This window comes from Brevibacterium pityocampae, assembly GCF_039541555.1.
GTDB lineage: Bacteria > Actinomycetota > Actinomycetes > Actinomycetales > Brevibacteriaceae > Brevibacterium > Brevibacterium pityocampae.
Map to the genome: position 1 here is coordinate 37,194 of NZ_BAABGL010000034.1, position 20,525 is coordinate 57,718.

The 20,525-nt window shown below is 70.0% G+C and carries 17 protein-coding genes; 12 read left to right on the forward strand and 5 right to left on the reverse strand.

What is annotated here, in order from left to right:
* Positions 1-30 precede the first annotated feature (30 nt).
* The 7 genes from ABD883_RS12405 to ABD883_RS12435 all read left to right on the forward strand — a co-directional run bounded on the left by ABD883_RS12405 (position 31) and on the right by ABD883_RS12435 (position 11,171).
* Entirely contained in the window at positions 31-783 is a 753-nt protein-coding gene (locus ABD883_RS12405) for an SDR family oxidoreductase (RefSeq protein WP_247618998.1), read from the forward strand.
* Positions 780-1,970, forward strand: coding sequence for an acyl-CoA dehydrogenase family protein (locus tag ABD883_RS12410; protein ID WP_345032500.1), 1,191 nt, complete (start codon positions 780-782; stop codon positions 1,968-1,970). The genes ABD883_RS12405 and ABD883_RS12410 overlap by 4 nt, the downstream gene beginning before the upstream one ends.
* Positions 1,967-3,088 (forward strand): acyl-CoA dehydrogenase family protein, encoded by a 1,122-nt coding sequence (locus ABD883_RS12415; RefSeq protein WP_345032502.1) that lies wholly within the window; start codon positions 1,967-1,969, stop codon positions 3,086-3,088. The genes ABD883_RS12410 and ABD883_RS12415 overlap by 4 nt, the downstream gene beginning before the upstream one ends.
* Positions 3,089-3,157: 69 nt before the next feature.
* Positions 3,158-4,357, forward strand: a complete 1,200-nt coding sequence (locus ABD883_RS12420; RefSeq protein WP_137319999.1) for an acetyl-CoA C-acyltransferase — start codon at positions 3,158-3,160, stop codon at positions 4,355-4,357.
* A 178-nt stretch (positions 4,358-4,535) separates the two neighbouring features.
* Positions 4,536-6,203, forward strand: coding sequence for a class I adenylate-forming enzyme family protein (locus ABD883_RS12425; protein ID WP_345032506.1), 1,668 nt, complete (start codon positions 4,536-4,538; stop codon positions 6,201-6,203).
* Position 6,204: 1 nt separating this feature from the next.
* Positions 6,205-7,917, forward strand: a complete 1,713-nt coding sequence (locus ABD883_RS12430; protein ID WP_345032508.1) for an AMP-binding protein — start codon at positions 6,205-6,207, stop codon at positions 7,915-7,917.
* Positions 7,914-11,171: an acetyl-CoA carboxylase family protein gene (locus tag ABD883_RS12435; RefSeq protein WP_345032510.1), complete on the forward strand. Its 3,258-nt coding sequence runs from the start codon at positions 7,914-7,916 to the stop codon at positions 11,169-11,171. The genes ABD883_RS12430 and ABD883_RS12435 overlap by 4 nt, the downstream gene beginning before the upstream one ends.
* A gap of 105 nt (positions 11,172-11,276) precedes the next feature.
* Here the strand turns inward: ABD883_RS12435 and ABD883_RS12440 are convergent, their stop codons facing one another.
* Both ABD883_RS12440 and ABD883_RS12445 read right to left on the reverse strand, forming a co-directional pair.
* Positions 11,277-11,963 (reverse strand): SDR family oxidoreductase, encoded by a 687-nt coding sequence (locus tag ABD883_RS12440; RefSeq protein ID WP_345032512.1) that lies wholly within the window; start codon positions 11,961-11,963, stop codon positions 11,277-11,279.
* A 166-nt stretch (positions 11,964-12,129) separates the two neighbouring features.
* Positions 12,130-12,756 (reverse strand): DUF2238 domain-containing protein, encoded by a 627-nt coding sequence (locus tag ABD883_RS12445; protein ID WP_345032514.1) that lies wholly within the window; start codon positions 12,754-12,756, stop codon positions 12,130-12,132.
* 65 nt (positions 12,757-12,821) lie between these two features.
* Here ABD883_RS12445 and ABD883_RS12450 point away from each other — a divergent pair, with 65 nt between their 5' ends.
* From ABD883_RS12450 to ABD883_RS12460, 3 genes are all read left to right on the forward strand, one after another.
* Positions 12,822-14,132 carry an MATE family efflux transporter gene (locus tag ABD883_RS12450; RefSeq protein WP_345032516.1) on the forward strand — a complete coding sequence of 437 codons (1,311 nt, stop codon included), beginning with the start codon at positions 12,822-12,824 and terminating at the stop codon, positions 14,130-14,132.
* A gap of 89 nt (positions 14,133-14,221) precedes the next feature.
* The gene (locus tag ABD883_RS12455; protein ID WP_137319993.1) at positions 14,222-14,764 is read left to right on the forward strand and encodes a GNAT family N-acetyltransferase; all 543 of its coding nucleotides are present in this window, start codon (positions 14,222-14,224) and stop codon (positions 14,762-14,764) included.
* 4 nt (positions 14,765-14,768) lie between these two features.
* The gene (locus tag ABD883_RS12460) at positions 14,769-15,266 is read left to right on the forward strand and encodes an SRPBCC family protein (RefSeq protein ID WP_345032518.1); all 498 of its coding nucleotides are present in this window, start codon (positions 14,769-14,771) and stop codon (positions 15,264-15,266) included.
* A gap of 399 nt (positions 15,267-15,665) precedes the next feature.
* Here ABD883_RS12460 and ABD883_RS12465 read toward each other — a convergent pair whose 3' ends face one another.
* Entirely contained in the window at positions 15,666-16,346 is a 681-nt protein-coding gene (locus ABD883_RS12465) for an alpha/beta fold hydrolase (RefSeq protein ID WP_345032520.1), read from the reverse strand.
* A 68-nt stretch (positions 16,347-16,414) separates the two neighbouring features.
* On the opposite strand from ABD883_RS12465, the gene ABD883_RS12470 reads away from it, so the two are divergent.
* A complete protein-coding gene (locus tag ABD883_RS12470) occupies positions 16,415-16,816 on the forward strand; it encodes a MerR family transcriptional regulator (RefSeq protein ID WP_345032522.1) in 402 nt (133 codons plus the stop codon).
* 73 nt (positions 16,817-16,889) lie between these two features.
* Here the strand turns inward: ABD883_RS12470 and ABD883_RS12475 are convergent, their stop codons facing one another.
* On the reverse strand, positions 16,890-18,113 hold the full coding sequence (locus tag ABD883_RS12475; protein WP_295689044.1) for a MalY/PatB family protein: 1,224 nt from the start codon (positions 18,111-18,113) through the stop codon (positions 16,890-16,892).
* Between the two features lie 110 nt (positions 18,114-18,223).
* Positions 18,224-18,616 carry a nuclear transport factor 2 family protein gene (locus ABD883_RS12480; RefSeq protein ID WP_137319989.1) on the reverse strand — a complete coding sequence of 131 codons (393 nt, stop codon included), beginning with the start codon at positions 18,614-18,616 and terminating at the stop codon, positions 18,224-18,226.
* 490 nt (positions 18,617-19,106) lie between these two features.
* Between ABD883_RS12480 and ABD883_RS12485 the strand changes: the two genes are divergently transcribed.
* A complete protein-coding gene (locus ABD883_RS12485; RefSeq protein ID WP_345032525.1) occupies positions 19,107-20,459 on the forward strand; it encodes a hypothetical protein in 1,353 nt (450 codons plus the stop codon).
* Positions 20,460-20,525 lie beyond the last annotated feature (66 nt).

Here is a 20,525-nt window from a genome sequence, read left to right on the forward strand (position 1 = left end):
GACTTCCACCAGCATTCGAAGGAGAAACCCATGACCCAGCGCACAGCGATCGTCACCGGCGGAGCCCGCGGCATCGGTGCCGCCGTGAGCGAACGGCTCGCCGCGGACGGTATGAAGGTCGCCGTCCTCGACCTCAATGAGGCGGACGCCCAGCAGGTCGTCGACCGGATCGTCGCCGCCGGCGGCGAGGCGACGGCGATCGGCGCCGACATCACCGACGAGGCCGCCGTCGAGCAGGCCGTCGCCTCCGTCGCCTCGACCCTCGGCCCGCCGACCGTGCTCGTCAACAACGCCGGCATCATCAAGGACAACATGCTGTTCAAGATGACCCCGCAGGAGTTCCAGGTGGTGCTCGGCGTCCACCTCACCGGCAACTTCCTCATCACGAAGGCGTGCCAGAAGCACATGGTCGAGGAGAAGTTCGGGCGCATCATCTCGATGTCGTCGACCTCGGCGCTCGGCAACCGCGGTCAGGCGAACTACTCCGCGGCCAAGGCCGGCATCCAGGGCCTGACGAAGACCTACGCGATCGAGCTCGGCAAGTTCGGCGTGACCGCGAACGCGATCGCCCCCGGCTTCATCGAGACCGACATGACGAAGGCCACCGCAGAGCGGGTCGGGATCTCCTTCGAGGACTTCACCGCGGGTGCGGCCAAGCAGATCCCGGTCGCCCGCACCGGCAAGCCCGAGGACATCGCCCACACCGCCTCCTTCCTCGCCAGCGAGGGCGCCGGCTTCGTGTCCGGCCAGGTCATCTACGTCGCAGGAGGGCCGAAGAATTGAGCGCCGAACCCCTGAGCGCCCAGCAGCGGCGCATCGACGAGGCGGTCGCGGCGGCACAGGCCGCCACGACGGACGGGATGAGCGCCGGTGAGCGCTACGGAGTCCTCTACGACCACGGCCTGGCCTGGGTGAACTTCCCGGCCGGCGACGGGGGCCTCGGGGTGTCGACCAGCCTGCGCGAGTACGCCGCGCAGCAGGTCGCCGCCGCCGGGCTCGAGACGCCGCCGAGGGGCAGCAACACGATCGGCTTCGGCATGGCCGGCCCGACGATCGTCGCCTACGGCACGACCGAGCAGAAGAAGATCCTGCGCGACATCTACACGCTCGACACGATCTTCTGCCAGCTCTTCAGCGAGCCCGGCGCGGGCTCCGACCTCGCCGCCGTCGCGACCCGCGCGGTCGCCGAGGGCGACGTCTACAAGGTCAGCGGCCAGAAGGTGTGGACCTCGGGCGCGCAGAACGCCGACATGGCGATCCTCGTCGCCCGCACCGACACCTCCGTGCCCAAGCACCAGGGCCTGAGCTACTTCCTCATCGACATGCACGCCCCCGGCGTGGAGGTCCGCGGGCTGCGCCAGATCACCGGCGAGGCCGAGTTCAACGAGGTGTTCCTCACCGACGTCGAGGTCCCTGCGGCGAACATGCTCGGCGAACCCGGGCAGGGCTGGAAGGTCGCCAACACCACGCTCAACAACGAGCGCGTGGCGATCGGCGGCGGGTCCCCGCGCGAGGGCGGGATGATCGGCGTCGTCGCCCAGGCGTGGCGCGATCACCCGGAGTACCGCGATCCGCTGCTCCAGGACCGCCTGCTCGAGCTGTGGGTCGAGGTCGAGGTCGCCCGCATGATGGGGGAGCGGCTGAGCCAGAAGCTCGCCGCCGGTCAGCCCGGACCGGAGGGCTCGGGCGCCAAGCTCTCCTTCGCCCTGAACAACCAGGAGCTGTCGAGCCTCGACATCACCTTGCGCGGCGTCGACGGCCTGCGCTACGACACCTACGAGATGCGCCGCCCGAGCGAGTACTCGATGACCGGCCGGATCCCCGGCTACCGGTACCTGCGTGCCAAGGGCAACTCGATCGAGGGCGGCACGAGCGAGATCATCCGCAACATCATCTCCGAACGAGTCCTCGGTCTGCCCGGTGAGCACCGGGTCGACAAGGACGTGGCATTCAAGGACCTTCCGAAATGACCGATATCGATCTCCTGCCCAGCGAAGTCGAAGAGGATCTGCGGTCCAGCGTCCGCAAGCTCTTCACCGACCGCAGCGACGCCGAGTCCGTCGCGAAGCTCTACGACGACCCGCACACCGACACCTCCGGACTCGACCGGGCCTGGGCCCAGGAGCTCGGCCTCGCGGCCCTGCTCGTGCCCGAGGACCTCGGGGGAGCGGGAGCGAGCGCGGCCGAGGCCGCAGTCGTCGCCGAGGAGATCGGCCGGGCCGTCGCGCCCGTGCGGTTCCTCAGCTCCGGCGTGCTCGCGACCACCCTGGCCGTCGGCGTCCGCGCCGGCGACCTCGCCGGTCGGCTCGCCGCCGGCGAATCGTTCGCCGCGATCGCATTCACGGCGTCCTCCCCGCAGATCCGTGCCGAGCTCACCGTGGACGGCGACGGGGACTCCGCCACCGTGTCCGGGACCGTCGCCGGGGTGATGGACGGTGCGGGTGCCGACGAGTACCTCGTCGTCGCCGGCACCGGTTCCGACACCGTCGTCGCGCTCGTCGCGGCCGAGCACGTGCGCACCGAGGCGTTCCTCAGCTTCGACCAGACCCGTCGCCTCGCCGACGTGACCTTCGAGTCCGCGCCGGCCACGGTGCTCGGACGCGGCGAGCAGGCCGCGCAGGCCGTGCGGACCGCCGAGATCCTCGGTCGCATCATCCTCGCCGCCGAGCAGTACGGTGTGGCGCAGCGGGCCTTCGACCTCACGCTCGAGTACATCAAGGGACGCCGCCAGTTCGGCCGTGCGATCGGCTCCTACCAGGCGATCAAGCACCGGATGGCCGACCTCTGGCTCGAGGTCTCGCAGACCGGGGCGGCCACGATCTACGCCGCCCGCGTCGCCGCCGCCTGGCAGGCCGGGGAGCAGACGGAGGATGAGGTCGAGCTGTGCTCGCTCGTCGCCGGCTCCTACGCCTCGACCACCGCGGTCCACGCCGCGGAGGAGGCCGTCCAGCTCCACGGCGGCAACGGCATGACCTGGGAGTACCCGCTGCACCTCTACCTCAAGCGGGCCAAGGCCGACGAGCTCATCCTCGGACACGCCGCCGCCCAGCGGCGCGCGCTCGCTCCGCTCATCGATCTGACAGCATGACCCATAGGCGGCTCCGGCCGCCGCCGGCCGGCGGGCGCTCCGCCGGTCCGACCAACGAGAGGACCTCTCATGACTGATGCAGTCATCGTCTCCACCGCCCGCACGCCGATCGGCAAGGCCTACCGCGGCGCATTCAACAACACCCAGTCCCAGGAGCTCGCCGGCCACGCGATCAAGCACGCCGTGCAGCGCGCCGGGCTCGAGGGCGGCGAGGTCGAGGACGTCATCCTCGGCGCCGCTCTCCAGCAGGGCGCGCAAGGCGGCAACGTCGCCCGCCAGGCGCTCCTGCGCGCGGGCCTGCCCGTCACCGTCTCCGGCATGACGCTCGACCGCCAGTGCTCCTCCGGCCTCATGGCGATCGCCACCGCGGCCAAGCAGATCGTCCACGACGGCATGGACATCGCCGTCGGCGGCGGCGTCGAGTCGATCTCGCTCGTCCAGAACGACAAGCAGAACACCTTCCGCGCCAAGGACCCGTGGCTCGTGGAGAACCTGCCGGAGATCTACCTCCCCATGCTCAACACCGCGGAGATCGTCGCCGAGCGCTACGGCGTGTCGCGCGAGGCGCAGGACGAGTACGCCCTGTCCTCCCAGCAGCGCACCGCCGCCGCGCAGGAGGCCGGCCGCTTCGACGCCGAGATCGTCCCGCTCGAGTCGACGCAGATCGTCGTCGACAAGGAGACGAAGGAGACCTCGGAGAAGCAGGTCACCCTGAGCAAGGACGAGGGCAACCGCCCGCAGACCGACCTCGCCAGCCTCGCCAAGCTCCAGCCGGTGCTCGCCCCGGGCGTGGCCTCGCAGAACCCGACCGTCACCGCCGGCAACGCCTCGCAGCTGTCCGACGGCGCGTCGGCCTCCGTGCTCATGTCCGACGCCGAGGCCTCCCGCCGCGGCCTCGAGCCGCTCGGCATCTACCGCGGCATCGCGGTCGCCGGCTGCGGCCCGGACGAGATGGGCATCGGCCCGGTGTTCGCGATCCCGAAGCTGCTCGAGCGCCACGGCCTCACCGTCGACGACATCGGCCTGTGGGAGCTCAACGAGGCCTTCGCCGTGCAGGCGCTGTACTGCCGCGACAAGCTCGGGATCGACCCGGAGAAGTACAACGTCGACGGCGGCGGCATCTCCGTGGGCCACCCCTACGGCATGACCGGAGCACGGCTCGTCGGCCACGCCCTCATCGAGGGCAAGCGCCGCGGCGTCAAGTACGTCGTCGTGACGATGTGCATCGGCGGCGGCATGGGAGCCGCCGGCCTGTTCGAGGTCGCCTGATCCACCCCACCGGGGCGGGTGCGTCGACGCACCCGCCCCGGGCCTCCCCTCGGCCCTGCCCACTGCACCACCACGATCCCCATCGCTGCGTCCCGGGCGCGCGCCGGTCGATCCCGGTCGTCCGCCCTCCCCGCCCCAACCGCTGATCCGATCACATCGACGTGAAGGAATGACCACCATGAGCTTCTTCGAAACCCGCCCCTGGCTGAAGACCGTCGCCGACGACGAGCGGCTGAACAAGCAGATCGAGGAGACGACCACCCTCGCGCTCTTCGACCGCGCGGTGGAGAGCTTCCCCGACCGACCCGCGATCAAGTACTACGGCTACGAGCCCACCTGGGCCGAGCTCGACCGGATGGTCGATGCCTTCGCCGCCTACCTCGTCGACCAGGGTTTCGAGCCCGGCGACCGGCTGGGCGTCTACCTCCAGAACGTCCCCCACTACTACGTCGCGGTGTACGGCGCGTGGAAGGCCGGCGGCGTCGTCGTGCCGCTCAACCCGATGTACCGCGACGAGCTCGCCCACGTGTTCTCCGACGCCGGGGTCAAGGCGCTCGTCGTGTCCGCCGCGGCCTACCTCGACCGCGTCAAGCCCTACGCCGAGGGCATGCCGATCGTCGTCACCTGCAACGAGAAGGACTACCAGCGCACGGACGACGAGCGGATCTTCGGGATGTTCGCCGACTCCTACGACACCGGGAAGCCCGATTTCGCCACCGTCGTCGCAGAGTACGACGGGAAGTCCGTGCCGGACCCCGTGCTCACCCCCGACTCGGTCGGCATCATCGGCTACACCTCGGGCACCTCGGGCCGTTCGAAGGGCGCGGCGGTCACCCACCGCGGCCTGTCCGTCAACGCCCAGATGCTGCGCGACTACCAGGGCTTCGACGAGACCGCGACGATCTTCACCCTCGCCCCCGTCTTCCACATCACCGGGTTCGTGTGCCAGTTCCTCGCCGCCGCGGCCTGCGGTGCTGCCCTGTCGATGAACTACCGCTTCGACCCCGCGGCCGCGCTCCAGACGTTCCGCACCGATAAGCCGCAGTACATGGCCGGCCCGGCGACGGCCTACATGGCGCTGCTCGCGCACCCGGACTTCACCTCCGACGCCTTCGACTCCTTCACCGCGATCATGTCCGGCGGCGCCCCGCTGCCCGAGGCGATCGTCAAGAAGTTCGAGGACCGCACCGGGCACTACATCGGGCAGGGCTACGGACTCACCGAGACCACCGCCCAGTGCGTCGTCGTGCCCCGCCACCTGCGTGCCCCCGTCGACCCCGAATCGGGCAACCTGTCCTGCGGCCTGCCGTTGGCGAGCGTGATGCTGCGGATCCTCGACGAGAACGGCCAGGAGGTCGGCCCGAACGAGGTCGGCGAGATCTGCGTGCGCGGCCCCATGGTGTCCCTGGAGTACATCAACAACCCGGAGGCCACCGCGGAGAACATCCCCGACGGGGAGCTGTGCACCGGCGACGTCGGCTTCATGGACCCCGACGGCTGGGTGTTCATCGTCGACCGCAAGAAGGACATGATCAACGCCTCGGGCTTCAAGGTGTGGCCGCGCGAGGTCGAGGACGTCCTCTACACCCACCCGGCGATCCTCGAGGCCGCTGTCGTCGGCGTCCCCGACGAGTACCGCGGTGAGAACGTCGTCGCGTTCATCAGCCTGCAGCCGGGCGCGGAGATCACCGAGGACGAGATCGTCGCGTTCTGCCGCGAGCACCTCGCCTCCTACAAAGCACCGCGCCAGATCAACTTCATCGACGCGCTGCCCAAGACCGCATCGGGCAAGATCCTGCGCCGCGAGATGCGCAAGGTCGGTGCCGAGCAGGCGGAGAACGGCTGAGATGACCCGGACACCGATGCATGAGCAGTGGGAGGCGGCGGCCGAGGAGCTCGCCGGGATGCGCGACCTGTGGCCGGCCGAGGTCCCCCGGGAGTACAGCGAGCCGCTGCCCGGTGCGGTGCTCGCCGACTACACGCAGAAGTGGGCGGTGGAGCGGCCGGACACCGTCGCCATCCACTTCTACGGGCGCGATGTGTCCTATGCGGAGCTCGAGCGCTCGGCCGCCGCGTTCGCCGGGTGGCTCAGGTCCCAGGGCGTGCGCGCCGGCGACCGGGTGGGGGCGTACCTCGTCAACTGCCCGCAGCTGACGATCGCGTTCCTCGGGATCCTCCGCCTCGGCGCCGTGTACGTGCCGATCAACCCGCTGTTCAAGGCCGGCGAGCTCGCCTACGAGCTCGCCGACGCCGGGGTCGGCGTGGTGCTCGCGCACCCGGAGTTCGCCCCGCTCCTCGACGCGGTGCGCGGTGCGGACGGGGTCGATCCCGACCTCACCGTCGCCTACACCCGGATGGCGGACATGATCGACGGCGAACCGGTGCCGCGCACCCCGTTCGGTGCGATCGACCCGGAGCAGCGCTCGGACTGGCAGGCGATCATCGACAGCCCGCCGGCCGACCCGGTGCCGGCGGACCGGGACGCGCTCGCCGCGCTCAACTACACCGGCGGCACCACCGGCATGCCCAAGGGTTGCGAGCACACGCAGGGCCACATGGTCTACACCGCGGTGAGCGCGCTCCTGGGCCAGGGGCGCACCCCCGGGGCCGGTGGAGACGTGGCACTCGGCTTCCTCCCGATGTTCTGGATCGCCGGGGAGGACATGTGCATGCTCAACCCGCTCGTCGACGGGTCCACCGTCGTGCTCATGACCCGCTGGCACCCCGAGGTCGCGCTCGAGCTCATCGCCTCCCAGCAGGTCACCTCGATCGTGGCGCCGGCGGACAACTACGTCGAGCTCATGGAGCTGCCCGGGTTCGCCGGCGCCGACACGTCCTCGCTGCGCAACTGCACTGCGGTGAGCTTCGTGCGCAAGCTCGACCCGGAGCTGCGCGGACAGTGGCGGGAGGCGACCGGCGTGCTGCTGCGCGAGGCGTCCTACGGGATGACGGAGACGCACACCGCCGACACCTTCACCCTCGGCCTCGATGCGGATGACCAGGACCTGCGTGCCGAGCCGATCTACTGCGGCTACCCGGTGCCCGGCACCCGGATCGTCGTCGTCGATGCCGACCTCGCGCCGGTGCCGGTCGGGGAGACCGGGCAGATCCTCGTGCACTCGCCTTCCGTCCTCACCCGCTACTACCACCGGCCCGAGGCGAGCCGCGACACGCTCGTCGACGGCTGGCTGCTCACCGGGGACACCGGCCGGTTCGACGCGCACGGGGCGCTGACGTACCTCGCCCGGACCAAGGAGATGATCAAGGTCAAGGGGATGAGCGTGTTCCCCGCCGAGGTCGAATCCTTCCTCAAGGGCCATCCCGACGTCGTGCGGGTCGCCGTCGCCCCGCGCGAGGACCCGGAGACCGGACAGCGGCCCGTCGCCTTCGTCGAGCTCACGGAGGACTCCGCGGCGACGCCGGAGAGCATCCGGGACTGGGCGCGGGAGCAGATGGCGTCGTACAAGGTGCCCGAGGTCGTCGTCGTCGACACGATGCCGATGACCGCGACCGGCAAGATCCGCAAGGTCGACCTGCTCAAGGAGCTGCCCACCGCATGACCACGCTGCTCGTCGCGAACCGGGGCGAGATCGCCGCCCGCATCATCCGCACCGCGCAGGACCAGGGGCTGCGCACGCTCGCCGTCCACCCCGCCGACGACGCCGACAGCCTCCATTTCCGGCTCGCCGATTCGGCGCGGCAGCTCGAGGGGATCGGGCCGCGCGCCTATCTCGACATCGCGCAGCTCATCCGGATCGCCGTCGACGAGGGGGCCGAGCTCGTCCACCCCGGCTACGGGTTCCTCGCCGAATCCGCCGCGTTCGCCCACGCCTGCCACGAGGCGGGACTGACCTTCCTCGGCCCGTCCGCCGACGTCCTCGAGATCGCCGGGACGAAGACCTCGACGAAGGACCGGGCGGCCGCCCTCGACATCCCCGTCGCCGAGGCGACCGGGGTCCTCGAGACCGCCGCGCCGGCCCTCGAGCTCCTCGAGCGGCACCCGGCGGGCATCGCGATCAAGGCGCTCGCCGGCGGGGGCGGGCGCGGCATCGCCGTCGTCACCTCCCCGGAGGACGTCGAACCGGCGATCGCGCGCTGTGCGGCGGAGGCCGAGCACGGGTTCGGGGACGCGCGCGTGTTCGCCGAGACCTGGTTCCCCGCAGCCCGCCACATCGAGGTCCAGTGCATCGGCACGCCCGACGGCGTGTACGCGCTCGGCGACCGCGACTGCTCGCTGCAGCGCCGTCGGCAGAAGCTCGTCGAGCTCGCCCCGGCCCCCGGACTGTCCGCAGACCTGCGGGCGGACCTCCACCGGGCGGCGGAGAAGCTCCTCGACTCGCTCCACTACCTGTCGCTCGCCACCGTCGAGTTCCTCGTCGCCGACGACGACTGGGTGCTCCTCGAGGTCAACCCGCGGATCCAGGTCGAGCACACCGTCACTGAGGCGGTCACCGGGCTCGACCTCGTCGCCTGCCAGATCGCGCTCGGCCTGGGTGAGGACCTCGCCGTCCACGGCGTGGCCGAGGACATGACGTGGGAGCCGACCGGCAGCGCGATCGAGGTGCGGGTGGCCGCGGAGACCCTCGCCGCCGACGGCACCGTGCACCCGGCCACCGGCACGATCGAGCGCTTCGACCTGCCGAGCGGGCCCGGGATCCGCGTCGACACCTGGGTGCGCGGCGGCACCCGCGTGGGTGCCCTCTACGACACGGTCATCGCCAAGGTCATCGCCCACGGGCCGGGCCTCGAGGCCGCCGAGCGCCGGACCGTCGGCGCGCTCGCCGAGCTCGGCTGCACCGGGCTGGACACGAACACCGCGTTCCTCCGCGCTGTCCTCGAGCGCGCGCCGCTCGGTGAGGCGCACACGACGTGGATCGACGAGCACATGGGAGCGCTCGTCGCCCGGGCCGCGGAGCTCGAGGCGGACGACGGTGGCGCGGACGGCGCCGGTTCCGGTGGTGCACCGGGAGGTGCGGGCGCCTCGTCGGCCGAGGGCGCCTCGGGAACGGCTCGCACCGTGCCCGCACCCGGGCCGGGGGAGGAGCTCGTCGCCGCCCCGCTCAGCGGCACGATCGTGTCCCTCGACGCGAAGCCCGGTGAGCTCGGACTCATCGAGGCGATGAAGATGCACCACCCGATCCCGGCACCGGCCCATGCGGAGGCGCGCGCGCTCGTGGCGGTCGGGGACACCGTCGCAGCCGGTGATCCGGTGTTCCTCGTGCGGACCTCCGAGGACCCCGCCGCCCAGGCGGAGGCCGCCCGGGACGAAGCGCACCCGCTCGTCGACGAGGTGGTGCAGCGGCATGCCGACGTGCTCGACGAGGCGAGGCCGGAAGCGGTGGAGAAGATCCACGCCCGGCAGCGGCGGACCGCCCGGGAGAACCTCGACGACCTGCTCGTGCCCGGCTCGTTCGTCGAGTACGGGCCGCTCGTCATCGCCGCCCAGATGGCCAGGCGCTCGCTGGAGGACCTCATCGCGCGCACGAGCGGGGATGGGCTGATCGGCGGGATCGGACTCGTCGACACGCCCAGCGGGCCGCTCGAGGCCGTCGTCATGAGCTACGACTACATGGTGCTCGCCGGCACCCAGGGCTCGCGCAACCACGCGAAGACCGATCGGCTCATCCAGGTCGCGGCGTCCAAGGGGCTGCCGGTGGTGCTGTTCGCCGAGGGCGGCGGCGGGAGGCCCGGCGACACCGACCGGGCCCCGGGCGCCCACCTCAACGTCCACACTTTCGCCGCCCTCGCCGGGCTCAAGGGCCGGGTGCCGCTCGTCGCGATCGTGTCCGGGCGGTGCTTCGCCGGCAACGCTGCGCTCGCCGGGGTGTGCGACGTCATCATCGCCACCGAGGACGCGAACCTCGGGATGGGCGGACCCGCGATGGTCGAGGGCGGCGGCCTGGGACGCTACCGGCCGGAAGACATCGGACCCGTCGGCGTGCACACCGTGAGCGGTGTCATCGACGTGCTCGTCGCCGGCGACGCCGAGGCCGTCTCCGCCACCCAGCAGTACCTGCGCTACTTCGTGCCGGCAGGGGACGGCGGTGCCGGGCCGGGTGCCGTGTCCCCGGATACCCAGGAGGGCGCCTCGGCCGCGGACTCCGGTGCCCCGGATCCGGAGCGCGCGCGGGCCGTGGTCCCCGGGGACCGGCTGCGCGCCTTCGAGATGCGCGAGGTGATCCGCAGCGTCGTCGATGCGGACACGTTCCTCGAGCTGCGCCCGGATCACGCACCGGGCGCGATCACCGGTTTCGCGCTCGTCGCCGGCCGGCCGATCGCGATCATCGCCAACGACAACCACCACCTCGGCGGGGCGGTCGACGTCGATGCCGCGAACTCCTTCGTGCGGCTGCTCGAGACCGCGCAGGCGCACGGGATCCCCGTCGTGTCCTTCGTCGACACCCCCGGGTTCATGGTCGGCCCGGAGGCCGAGCACGAGCCGGGCGTCACCGCGTTCGGTCGGTTCTTCACCACGGGGGCGGGGTTGAGCGTGCCGTTCGGGGCGGTCGTCGTGCGCAAGGGCTACGGGCTCGGCGCGATGGCGATGGCCGCCGGCTCCTTCCACGCCACCCGCTTCACCGTGGCCTGGCCGAGCGGGGAGATGGGGCCGATGGGCCTGGAGGGCGCGGTGCGCCTGGGCTATTCGAAGGAGCTCGCCGCGGTCGAGGACCCGGCCGAGCGCGAGGCGCTCTACGAGAAGCTCGTCGCGGAGTCCTACGAGCAGGGCCGGGCGATGACCGCGGCGATGTTCTTCGACGTCGACGACGTCATCGACCCCGCCGACACCCGCCGCTGGATCAGCACCCTGTTCTGACAGTGCCCGACCGGGCGTCCGACCGAACTGTGGGGCTTTCGGCGGAGGGTGATGGCATCAACGCCACCACCCTCCGTCGGAAGTCCTACACTCGTACGCCCGGTCTCAGCGGATCGCCTCGGCGATCGGGGTGGACCCGTCGAAGAAGTTGACGGTCTCCCGGACTCCGGCACCGTCACGCAGGACGTGGGTGATGACGGCTGCGACGTTGTCGCGGGAGGTGACCTTCTCCTCGTCGGTGAGCGTGCGGCCCTCGGCCTCGCCGTGGGAGTCGACGACCTGGATCTGCTCGCTCGCCGGGTCGAGGGTGAGGCGGCCGGGGCCGAGGATCGTGTAGTCGAGCTCGGTCTCGCGCAGGTGGGCGTCGGCGTCGTGCTTGGCCTTGGCGTAGGGGAAGAAGGAGTTGTCCTCCTCGAGCCGGTCGACGTCGATCCCCGCGGTGACGTAGGAGACGATGACGAACCGCTGCACGCCGGCCTGCTGCGCGGCCTTCATCGCGCGCACGGCCGCTTCGTAGTCGACCGCGTGCGTGCGCTGCGGGTCGCCCCCGCCGGCGCCGGCGGAGAACACCACGGCCTTCGCCCCGGTGAACTGCTTGGCGAGGTCCTCCTCGGTCGCGGTCTCGATGTCGAGGACGACGGGATTCGCGCCGGCCTCCCTGACGTCATCGCGCTGGTCCTCCTTGCGGATGACGGAGTCGACGGTGAACCCGGCCGCGGTGAGCCTGGGGGCGGCGAGCAGGGCGATCTTGCCGTGTCCGCCGAGGATGACGATGCGATCGGTGTCGGTCATGGGGTTCTCCTTCCGCGCCGGACCCGGCGCCGAGGTGTCCCGCAGCGGACCGGTCCGTCACCCGTGATCTGGCCGGGGCTCCGCGGACCATGAGGCTGCGGCTTCCACTGGGCACAACACCGCGCGGAGCGAGATATTCCGAACGGCCCCCTCCGGACGGGCCGGCTCACACCAGGGAGCCGAACGCCGCGAACCACCCGCGCCGGCGGTGGAGGAGCAGCGGGATGACGACGAGGAGGGCCGCCGAGGTGCCCGCGACGAGGTCGACCATCGTGTCCGTGTTGTTCCGCTGCGCGTTCGTCCCGACGACGATGTCCGCGGTGAACTCGGACATCTCCCACAGGAGCGCGACGAGGCCGCTCACGGCGATGACGACGACGGCCTCGAACCACGGCGGGGTGGTGAGATCGGTCCGCCGGTAGGCGATGCCGAGCGCGTAGACCGTGCCGAGCGCGATGAGGATGCCGGAGTAGAAGTGGACCACGGTGTCCCACAGTCCCCACACCGCGTAGAAGTGGAGGTGGCTGCCGAGGAACGGGCCGGAGAGCAGCAGCGCCGCGTAGAGCCCCTGGAGCCACGCGGGGATCGGGGTGCGCGCCCAGTGCTCGAGGAGGAGCGGCACCAGACCGGCGGGAATCAGCAGCGCCGGGATGATGATGTCGGACCACTGCCGGGTGAGCACGGCGACCACGACCGCGGCGAGGCAGATGACCTCGGTGGCGAGGAGGGGCAGGTGCCGCTGGAAGGCACCGGCCCGGGTGTCGGTGGTGCGTGCGTTGTCGACCGTTCTCACGGGGGCGACCCTAACAGCCCGGCCTGACGTGCCCGTCCAGGCGTCCCGGTCCTACGATGGTGGTCATGCGTGCACTCGACCGGGACATCCTCAGGCTCGCCGTCCCGGCACTCGGGGCGCTCGCCGCCGAACCCCTGTTCCTCCTCGCCGACACCGCGATGGTCGGGCACCTGGGGCCCGAGGCGCTCGGCTCGCTCGCGATCGCGAGCACGATCCTCCAGACCGTCCTCGGCCTCATGATCTTCCTCGCCTACGCGACGACCCCGCGCGTGGCCCGCCGGCTCGGCGCCGGTGACACCCCGGGCGCGATCGGCGCCGGCTTCGACGGGATCTGGCTCGCGCTCATCACCTCGGGCGTCCTGCTCGTCATCGGGCTGCCGCTCATCGACACGGCGATCGGCTGGTTCGATCCCACGCCCGAGGTGGCCGCCGGCGCCTCGGCGTACCTCACGATCTCCTGGTGGGGGCTGCCCTTCATGCTCACCGTCGTCGCCGCGACCGGGCTGCTGCGCGGGCTGCAGGACACGCGCACCCCGCTCTACGTCGCCGCCGGCGGCTTCCTCTCCAACATCGGGCTCAACGCGCTCTTCATCTACGGTCTCGACATGGGCGTGGCCGGGTCCGCGCTCGGCACGCTCATCGCCCACCTCGGGATGTGCGCGATCTACCTCGTCATCGCCGTCCGCGCCGCCCGCCGCACCGGGGCCTCGCTGCGCCCGGACTGGGCGGGCGTCATCCGGGCGGCCCGCACCTCGGGCTGGCTGCTCGTGCGCAACGGCTCGCTGCGCGCTGCGATGATCCTCCTCATCGTGCTCGCCACCGGTCTGGGCACCGTACAGCTCGCCGCGATCCAGGTCATCCAGACGCTGTTCAACGCGCTCGCCCTCGTCCTCGACTCGCTCGCGATCGCCGGGCAGGCGCTCATCGGCCTCGAGCTCGGGCACCGCCGGCGGGAGCGGGTGGCGGCGATCAACCGGCGGCTCATCCAGTGGGGGATCGGCTTCGGGGTGGTCGTCGGCGTGCTGCTCGCCGCCGCCTCCCCGGTCCTCGGTGCGGTGTTCACCGGCGATCCCGAGGTCGCCGCCCTCATCGGCACGCTCGCTCTCATCCTCGCCGCCGGGATGCCGATCGCCGGGTACGTCTTCACCCTCGACGGTGTGCTCATGGGAGCCGAGGACGCCCGCTACCTGGCGCTCGCCCAGTTCGGGGCGCTGCTCGGGTACGCGGTCCTGCTGCTCCTCGTGTTCACGCAGTGGTCGACGGTCCACGTGCTGTGGGCGTGCTTCGGGATCGGCTTCGTCGCCTTCCGCGCGATCAGCCTCGGCTGGCGGGTGCGCAACGACGGCTGGATCCGTCGCGCCGAAGCCCGCAGCTGAGAGCGAGCGCGGCCCGCTCGCACGGACCTCGGTCCCGGGCGCGGATACGATGATGGGCGTACTCGCACCCAGTCCCGAGGAGTCCCCGCATGCGCATCGTTCCGGTCCCGTCCGACGGCGAGCACATCCTCCTGCCGTTCCTCGAGCTCTGCTGCAGCTGGTCGATGGACCGCCCGCCCGTCGACGCCGAGGCGATCCGCGCCGACGATCACCTCAACCGCTACATCGAGGGCTGGGGTAGGGTCGGTGACCTCGGCGTCATGGCGCTGGCGGCAGAGCCCGGGGCAGGAGCCGACGGCGACCACGCGCCCGCACCCGGAGCGGAGCCGCGGGCGCTCGGAGCGATCTGGATCCGCACGATGGGGGAGAAGCCCGGCTTCGGCTGGGTCGCTGACGACATCCCCGAGCTCTCGATCGCGGTCCTGCCCGAGGCGCAGGGCGAGGGGCTCGGCCGCCGCCTCCTGCAGACGCTCATCCAGATGGCCGGGCTCACCGGTGTCCGGGCGATCAGCCTCGCCGTCGAGGACGGCAACGGGTCCCGCCACCTGTACGAGGAGCTCGGCTTCGCGGTCATCGGCCGCAACGGGAGCTCCGACGTCATGCTGCTCGACCTCGCGGCGCGCGAGGGCTGAGACCGTGCGGGTCCGCAACCGGCAATCCCGCGACCTCGACCGGCCCGCCGCCGAGGTCGCGGCGCTGCTGTCGACGCTCGGAACCCGGGACGACGGGCTGTGGCCTGTGCACCTGTGGTTCCCCATGCGCCTCGACGGCCCGCCCCTCGTCGGTGCGGCGGGCGGGCACGGCCCGGTGCGCTACCACTGCACGGAGCGTTCACCGGATGCGGTGACCTTCGCCTTCGACTCGATCCTCGGCTCGCGGCACTGGCGCGGCTTCCACCGGTTCGTCGTCGTCCCCTCCGCCCGCGGCAGCCGCCTCGTGCACGACCTCGAGCTCCGCATCGGCCCGTGGCGGCGTCTGCAATGGGCGGTGCTCGTCGGTCCGCTGCACGACGCCGTGCTCGAGGACCTCCTCGATCGCGCAGCTGGGGTCACCGGCCCGCCCCGCTGGTCGCCGTGGTTCCGGCTCCTCCGCCGGGTGTACCCGCGGATCCGGGCGCGCGGGTCCGCCGCGTAGGCGGAGATCCTCCGGCGCGTGCGGCACGGGGGCGCGCGGGGCCGGTCGGTGTGCGAACGATCAGTGTCCGAACGCACGCCGATAGGCGGCGGGGGTGACGCCCATCGCCCGGCGGAGCCGCCGGCATCGCGAACGCACGGGGACGGCGATCCGGTCCGGGTGGGGAGGCCCGCTGCGACGTCCCCGTGGGGACGTCTCAGCGGGGACGTCTCGGCTCACGGCGGACGGTCAGCTCGGCAGGGTCCCGAGCCATCGCCGGAGGTCGAGAGCGAGTTCGGTCGGCGCCTCGAGCTGCACGAGGTGGCCGGTCCCCTGGAAGGTCGTGACGCCGGGCTGCCCGGGGAACCGGCCGGCGAGCTCGGCCGCCTGGGCGACGGGGATCCAGGAATCGTCCGCGCCTCAGCCGATGTGCACCGGGCATCGGGTCTCAGCGAGTCGGGCGACTATGGGCGCGGTGTGGTCCGGAGTGAGTGCGGCGATCTGCCGGTAGAAGGCGACCTGTCCGCGCGGCGAGCACCACGGTCGGGCGAGCTCCTCGACTCGCGCGGGGGTGAGGGTGTCGCCGCCGGCGCCGGAGATGTACTCCCGGACGAGGGCGGCGTGCAGATTCTCCGGAAGTGCGGCGAGCACCTCGTGGTGCTCGGAGACGAGTCGGAAGAACGGCGAGCCCCACGGGTCGAGTGCGACGACATCGAGGAGATAGAGCGAGGCGAAGGCGGCGCCGTCGAGCAGATGGGATCCGAGAGCGACCGCACCGCCGATGTCGTGCGCGACGACGTGGGGTCGATCGAGATCCCAGTGATCGATGAGCGCAGTGAGACGGTGGCGCTGATGGACGAGGTCGACCGGCGGATCGGATCCGCGGATCGACCTCCCGTACCCCGGCATGTCCCACAGGAAGACCCGGAACGACCGTGCGAGCGCTCGGGCCACCGGCAGCCAGGTCTCCGCCGACCACGGTGTCCCGTGGCAGAGCACGACGTCACCGGCGGGGTTGCCGGTCTCGGGCTCGAGCACGGAGGTCGCGATCTCGGTGCCGAGGATCGGGATGCGCTCGGGCGGGGCGGGGAGGTCGGTCATGCGCGCTACGCTAGACCTTCATGTCGACATGAAGGCAAGAGGTGCGGGAACGTGAGGAGCACGGTGTCATGAGGATCGGGGAGGCCGCAGGGCGCCTCGGCGTCGCGACCCACGTCCTGCGTCATTGGGAGGACGCGTGCGGCATCACGCCGGACCGGACCCCTGCAGGGTATCGCGACTATACCGAGGAGCATGTGCGCCGACTGCAGGTCGTCCGATCCTGCCGGTCCGTCGGGCTGGGTCTCGAGGAGATCCGCCTCATCCTGCACCGCGACGAGCAGGGGCGCGACGGCGTCATCGCCGCTCGTCTCGAGGCGATCCGCAGGCAGCGGGCGGAGCTCGACGCCGCGGAAGCGTTCCGCGAGCACGTCCGAGAGTGCCGGCACAACTTCATCACACGGTGCGAGAGCTGTTCCGCCTATGCACTGGCGGACCCCTCTCGTCCCGCGGAACCGACGTCCCCGCTGTGACGTCCGACGCCGTTCGGCAATGGACCAGGACGTCACAGAGGCGACGCATCAGCTCACGGTGGGCCGGCCGGTCTCAGCCGACCGGCCGCACGCGACCCATCCGCTCGACGGCCTCGGTGAGGATCGCCGGTGAGGTGGCGAAGTTCAGCCGGACGTGTTGGGCACCGCCCGTGCCGAACACGTGACCGGAGCTCAGCGCCACCCGGGCCTCGTCGAGGAACAGCTGCGCCGGTCCCGCGAGATCGGACACGACGGCGAGTCCGTCCCGCGCGGCGGGTGCCCCGGCGCCGAGGTAGCTGCAGTCGAGCCATGCGAGGTAGGTGCCCTCGGGCACGCGGAAGCCGGCCTCGGGCAGGTGCTCGGCGACGAGCCGGCGCAGCAGCGTCCGGTTCGCGTCGAGACCCCGCAGCAGCGCGCCGAGCCACTCCTGTCCCTCCCGGAGCGCGACGGTGTGGGCGATGAGGCCGAGGTGGCTCGGGCCGTGGCTGACCTCCTCGGGCATGCGGGCGAGATCCGCGGCGGCCTCCTCCCCGGCGATCGCGAGCGCGGCCTTGAGACCGGCGAGGTTCCAGGCCTTCGACGCCGACATCAGCGCGAAGGCGTCCTCCGACCCCGGCACGCTGAGATAGGGGGTGAAGCGGGCCCCGGGCAGGACGAGCGGGGCGTGGATCTCATCGGCGACCACCCGGACCCCGTGGGTGCGGGCGAGCTCCGCGATCCGCGCGAGCTCCTCCGGGGTGTGCACCGTTCCGGTGGGGTTGTGCGGGTTGCAGAGCAGGTAGGCGGCCCCACGCCCGCCCTGCCTGATCCGGCGGAACGTGTCCTCGAGGACGCCGAGGTCCACCCGGCCGTCCGCACCGAGGGGCGCCTCGACGATCTGCCGGCCGTCATGGGTGACGAAGGCGTAGAACGGCGCGTAGACGGGGGAGTTGACGACGACGGCGTCACCGGGCTCCGTCACCAGCCGGAGCACCTCGACGACTCCCATCATGACGTCGGGGACGATCGCGGTCCGCTCCACGGCCAGGTCGTTCCACGCCCAGTTCTCCGCTGCGAACGCGGAGAACGCCTCGGCGTACGCGGTGCCGACGGGATACCCGGTGTCCCCGGCATCGATGGTGCGGTGGAGGGCCTCGGCGATGGGCGGGGCGAGTCGGACATCCATCTCCGCGACCCACAGCGGCAGCACGTCAGCGGGGTGAGCGCGCCACTTCATGCTCGTCCGCTGCCGGAGCTCATCGAGCCCGAGCTCCTCGAGCGGGTTGGCGACCTGCTGCGCGCGTGACGGATCCATCATTCGAACTGCCACCTCGTTCATCGGAACCGAGCCGCGCGGCTCGCGTGCTCGGACGGAGTCTTCAGCATCGCACTGCCCGCGGGCCGAATCCACTCCGCCGAGTGCAGCGCTCAGTGCGTGATCGTCGTCTGCTGGTAGAAGGTGAGTCGCACCTCGTCGTCGACCAGCCGGTAGTGGCTCGCCATGAGGGCCTCGAACGGGGCAGGGTCCGCGGCGCGCCGTGCGCTCGCCCGGTACACGAGTGCCGCGGAGTCCTCACCGGTCGGCACCACGCGGGCGTCGGTGAGGGTGTAGGAGTCCCAGGCGGGGGAGTCGTCGAGACCGGCGACGATCGTCTCACGGTCGAGCACCATCCCGTTGACGAGGACCATGACCGCCTCCGGCGTCATGAGAGCGCCGTAGAACGCGCCGCCCCGGTGGCTGGACAGGGCGTCCCACCCGCGGTGCTCGAGGGCGAGCAGGGATTCGAGCGCGAGGGGGTCAAAGTGAGTCGGGTCGGTCATGCTCTCATGGTAACGGTCGCACCGCCTCACCGCTGCACGACGCGTCCCCCGGGGACGGCACAGCAGGTGGCGGTTGCGCGTTCGCAGAAGCTGCTCTCGGTTCCTTGCGCTGGAAACTTCGATCGGTCGTTGACAGCACCAGCTTCACTTTCGACGCGATATCTTATTGCGATGACTCTTACCATCTGGGTGAGCGTCTTCTTGCTGAGTTGCATTGGGTGCATAGTGGTGCGTAAGACGGGAGCTGTACGAGACGTGCCAGGGCGGTTGGCGAGCCAACGGCGATCGGGAGCAGCCTCACTGGATTGGAAACTGTACCTGTTTGAAGCGGGGCCAGGTATTTGCAGGTTCGCAATTCTGATAACGCCCTAACCGAAGCCCTAGTTCTGCCCATAGCACCGGTCCGAGGCTTATTACATGTGTCCGTCAACTGCCTCGAATCTAAGCGTCCGTTGAGTGACGCTTGCCGATCTCTAGTATCGTTGGACTTATGAGTTTGACTGTGGTTCTAGGCGCTGGTTTCTCTATCGCTGCATCGGATGGCGTGTTTCCAGCGACCGATGACCTTGGGGTTCGGGTGATGCGCAGGATCCGCGAATCTGGTCGATCCGAGGACGCGGTAAGACCGTTCAGAGGACGCCGTTTCGAATCTTGGTTGTCGCGCTTGGCAGAGCAACAGCCGGATCTGTCGGAATCGGAGAATCTTCGCAATCGAGAGATGTTCTCACTTGTCACATCCGCGATTAGAGAAGTGATTCGTGAATGTCAGGATGAAGTGCTCAAGGGGCAACCATCGTGGTGGCTGCAGCGTCTCATCGGAATTTTGCATTTTCGACAGGCGAATGTCGTTACCTTCAACTACGACGTGATTCCGGAGTTGGTGCTTAAGTATTGCCGACTCTACGACGATCTCGAGCACGAAGCTCAAGCCGAGGATGCGTTGAAGAACATGCCTCTTCCGCCTGAAACGCCGAATCGAGGTCTGGTATTCGGGTTGCCGACAGCTAAGACGTTTCGATTGATCAAGTTGCATGGGTCGATTGATAACTATTGGGTGCCCGGAGATCTAACGGGGACTACTATTCGGCGGTGGAATGATAATGGACGATTCGGCGCTCCGGGAGTGCCACGTGTGGTGGATCGGAATCAGCTTCTACCTGGACGTGAGCCATTTATAGTACCTCCGGCCGCTGCAAAGTCTTCCTACTACCGGAATCCTCTAACTCGTCAGTTGTGGAAGGACGCGTCGGATGCCATTGGTTCGGCGGCTAATGTGGCGCTGGTCGGCTACAGCATTCCGGCGACGGACCTGGTTTCATCTGGAATGTTTGAAGAGCGACTGTCAAATACTGGTTCCATAGTGACAATTGTGAATCCGGATATCGACGGCCCTAAATTTGCTGTGCAAGAACTGGGGGTTTCGGAGGATCGAATAGTCTCCTACAGGTCCTGTGAGGAATATGTCAATGCTCTGGAATCAGAGATTCGATTGACGCCGGATGATCTAGCAAAAGCCTCTACCGATGAATCGTTGGACCACTCATTGGTCGTGGGTCGTTGGACGTATCCGGAATACGTCGTTGTAGATGGAGTGCCTAATGGAAATCTGAGCGAGGTGCTGCTAAAGCTTGTTCCTCAGAATCAAAGTATCGAGGGCAATGCGCGTGATTGCATGACCGTAGCGAACCTCTTGTCAAGATTTCCGAACTTTGAGCATCTGCGAGTTGAGTTTCCGGACGGTAAGTCGGCGCTTGTCGCGACTGCCGGGATCTGCAATTCGAATGCCGGCGATCAACGATCAATTCTCCTGAAAACGACAGCGATGCCATCCTTGCTCCGGTAGCGGTCGCACCGCCTCACCGCTGCACGACGCGTCCCCGTGGGGACGTCACAGCGGGGACGTCCCGGC

Bases quoted from the DNA above. Each gene is read 5' to 3' on its own strand.
- ABD883_RS12405 (WP_247618998.1), top strand. From the start codon at position 31: ATGACCCAGCGCACAGCGATCGTCACCGGCGGAGCCCGCGGCATCGGT.
- ABD883_RS12415 (WP_345032502.1), top strand. From the start codon at position 1,967: ATGACCGATATCGATCTCCTGCCCAGCGAAGTCGAAGAGGATCTGCGG.
- ABD883_RS12420 (WP_137319999.1), top strand. From the start codon at position 3,158: ATGACTGATGCAGTCATCGTCTCCACCGCCCGCACGCCGATCGGCAAG.
- ABD883_RS12425 (WP_345032506.1), top strand. From the start codon at position 4,536: ATGAGCTTCTTCGAAACCCGCCCCTGGCTGAAGACCGTCGCCGACGAC.
- ABD883_RS12430 (WP_345032508.1), top strand. From the start codon at position 6,205: ATGACCCGGACACCGATGCATGAGCAGTGGGAGGCGGCGGCCGAGGAG.
- ABD883_RS12435 (WP_345032510.1), top strand. From the start codon at position 7,914: ATGACCACGCTGCTCGTCGCGAACCGGGGCGAGATCGCCGCCCGCATC.
- ABD883_RS12440 (WP_345032512.1), bottom strand. From the start codon at position 11,963: ATGACCGACACCGATCGCATCGTCATCCTCGGCGGACACGGCAAGATC.
- ABD883_RS12450 (WP_345032516.1), top strand. From the start codon at position 12,822: ATGCGTGCACTCGACCGGGACATCCTCAGGCTCGCCGTCCCGGCACTC.
- ABD883_RS12455 (WP_137319993.1), top strand. From the start codon at position 14,222: ATGCGCATCGTTCCGGTCCCGTCCGACGGCGAGCACATCCTCCTGCCG.
- ABD883_RS12465 (WP_345032520.1), bottom strand. From the start codon at position 16,346: ATGACCGACCTCCCCGCCCCGCCCGAGCGCATCCCGATCCTCGGCACC.
- ABD883_RS12470 (WP_345032522.1), top strand. From the start codon at position 16,415: ATGAGGATCGGGGAGGCCGCAGGGCGCCTCGGCGTCGCGACCCACGTC.
- ABD883_RS12475 (WP_295689044.1), bottom strand. From the start codon at position 18,113: ATGATGGATCCGTCACGCGCGCAGCAGGTCGCCAACCCGCTCGAGGAG.
- ABD883_RS12480 (WP_137319989.1), bottom strand. From the start codon at position 18,616: ATGACCGACCCGACTCACTTTGACCCCCTCGCGCTCGAATCCCTGCTC.
- ABD883_RS12485 (WP_345032525.1), top strand. From the start codon at position 19,107: ATGAGTTTGACTGTGGTTCTAGGCGCTGGTTTCTCTATCGCTGCATCG.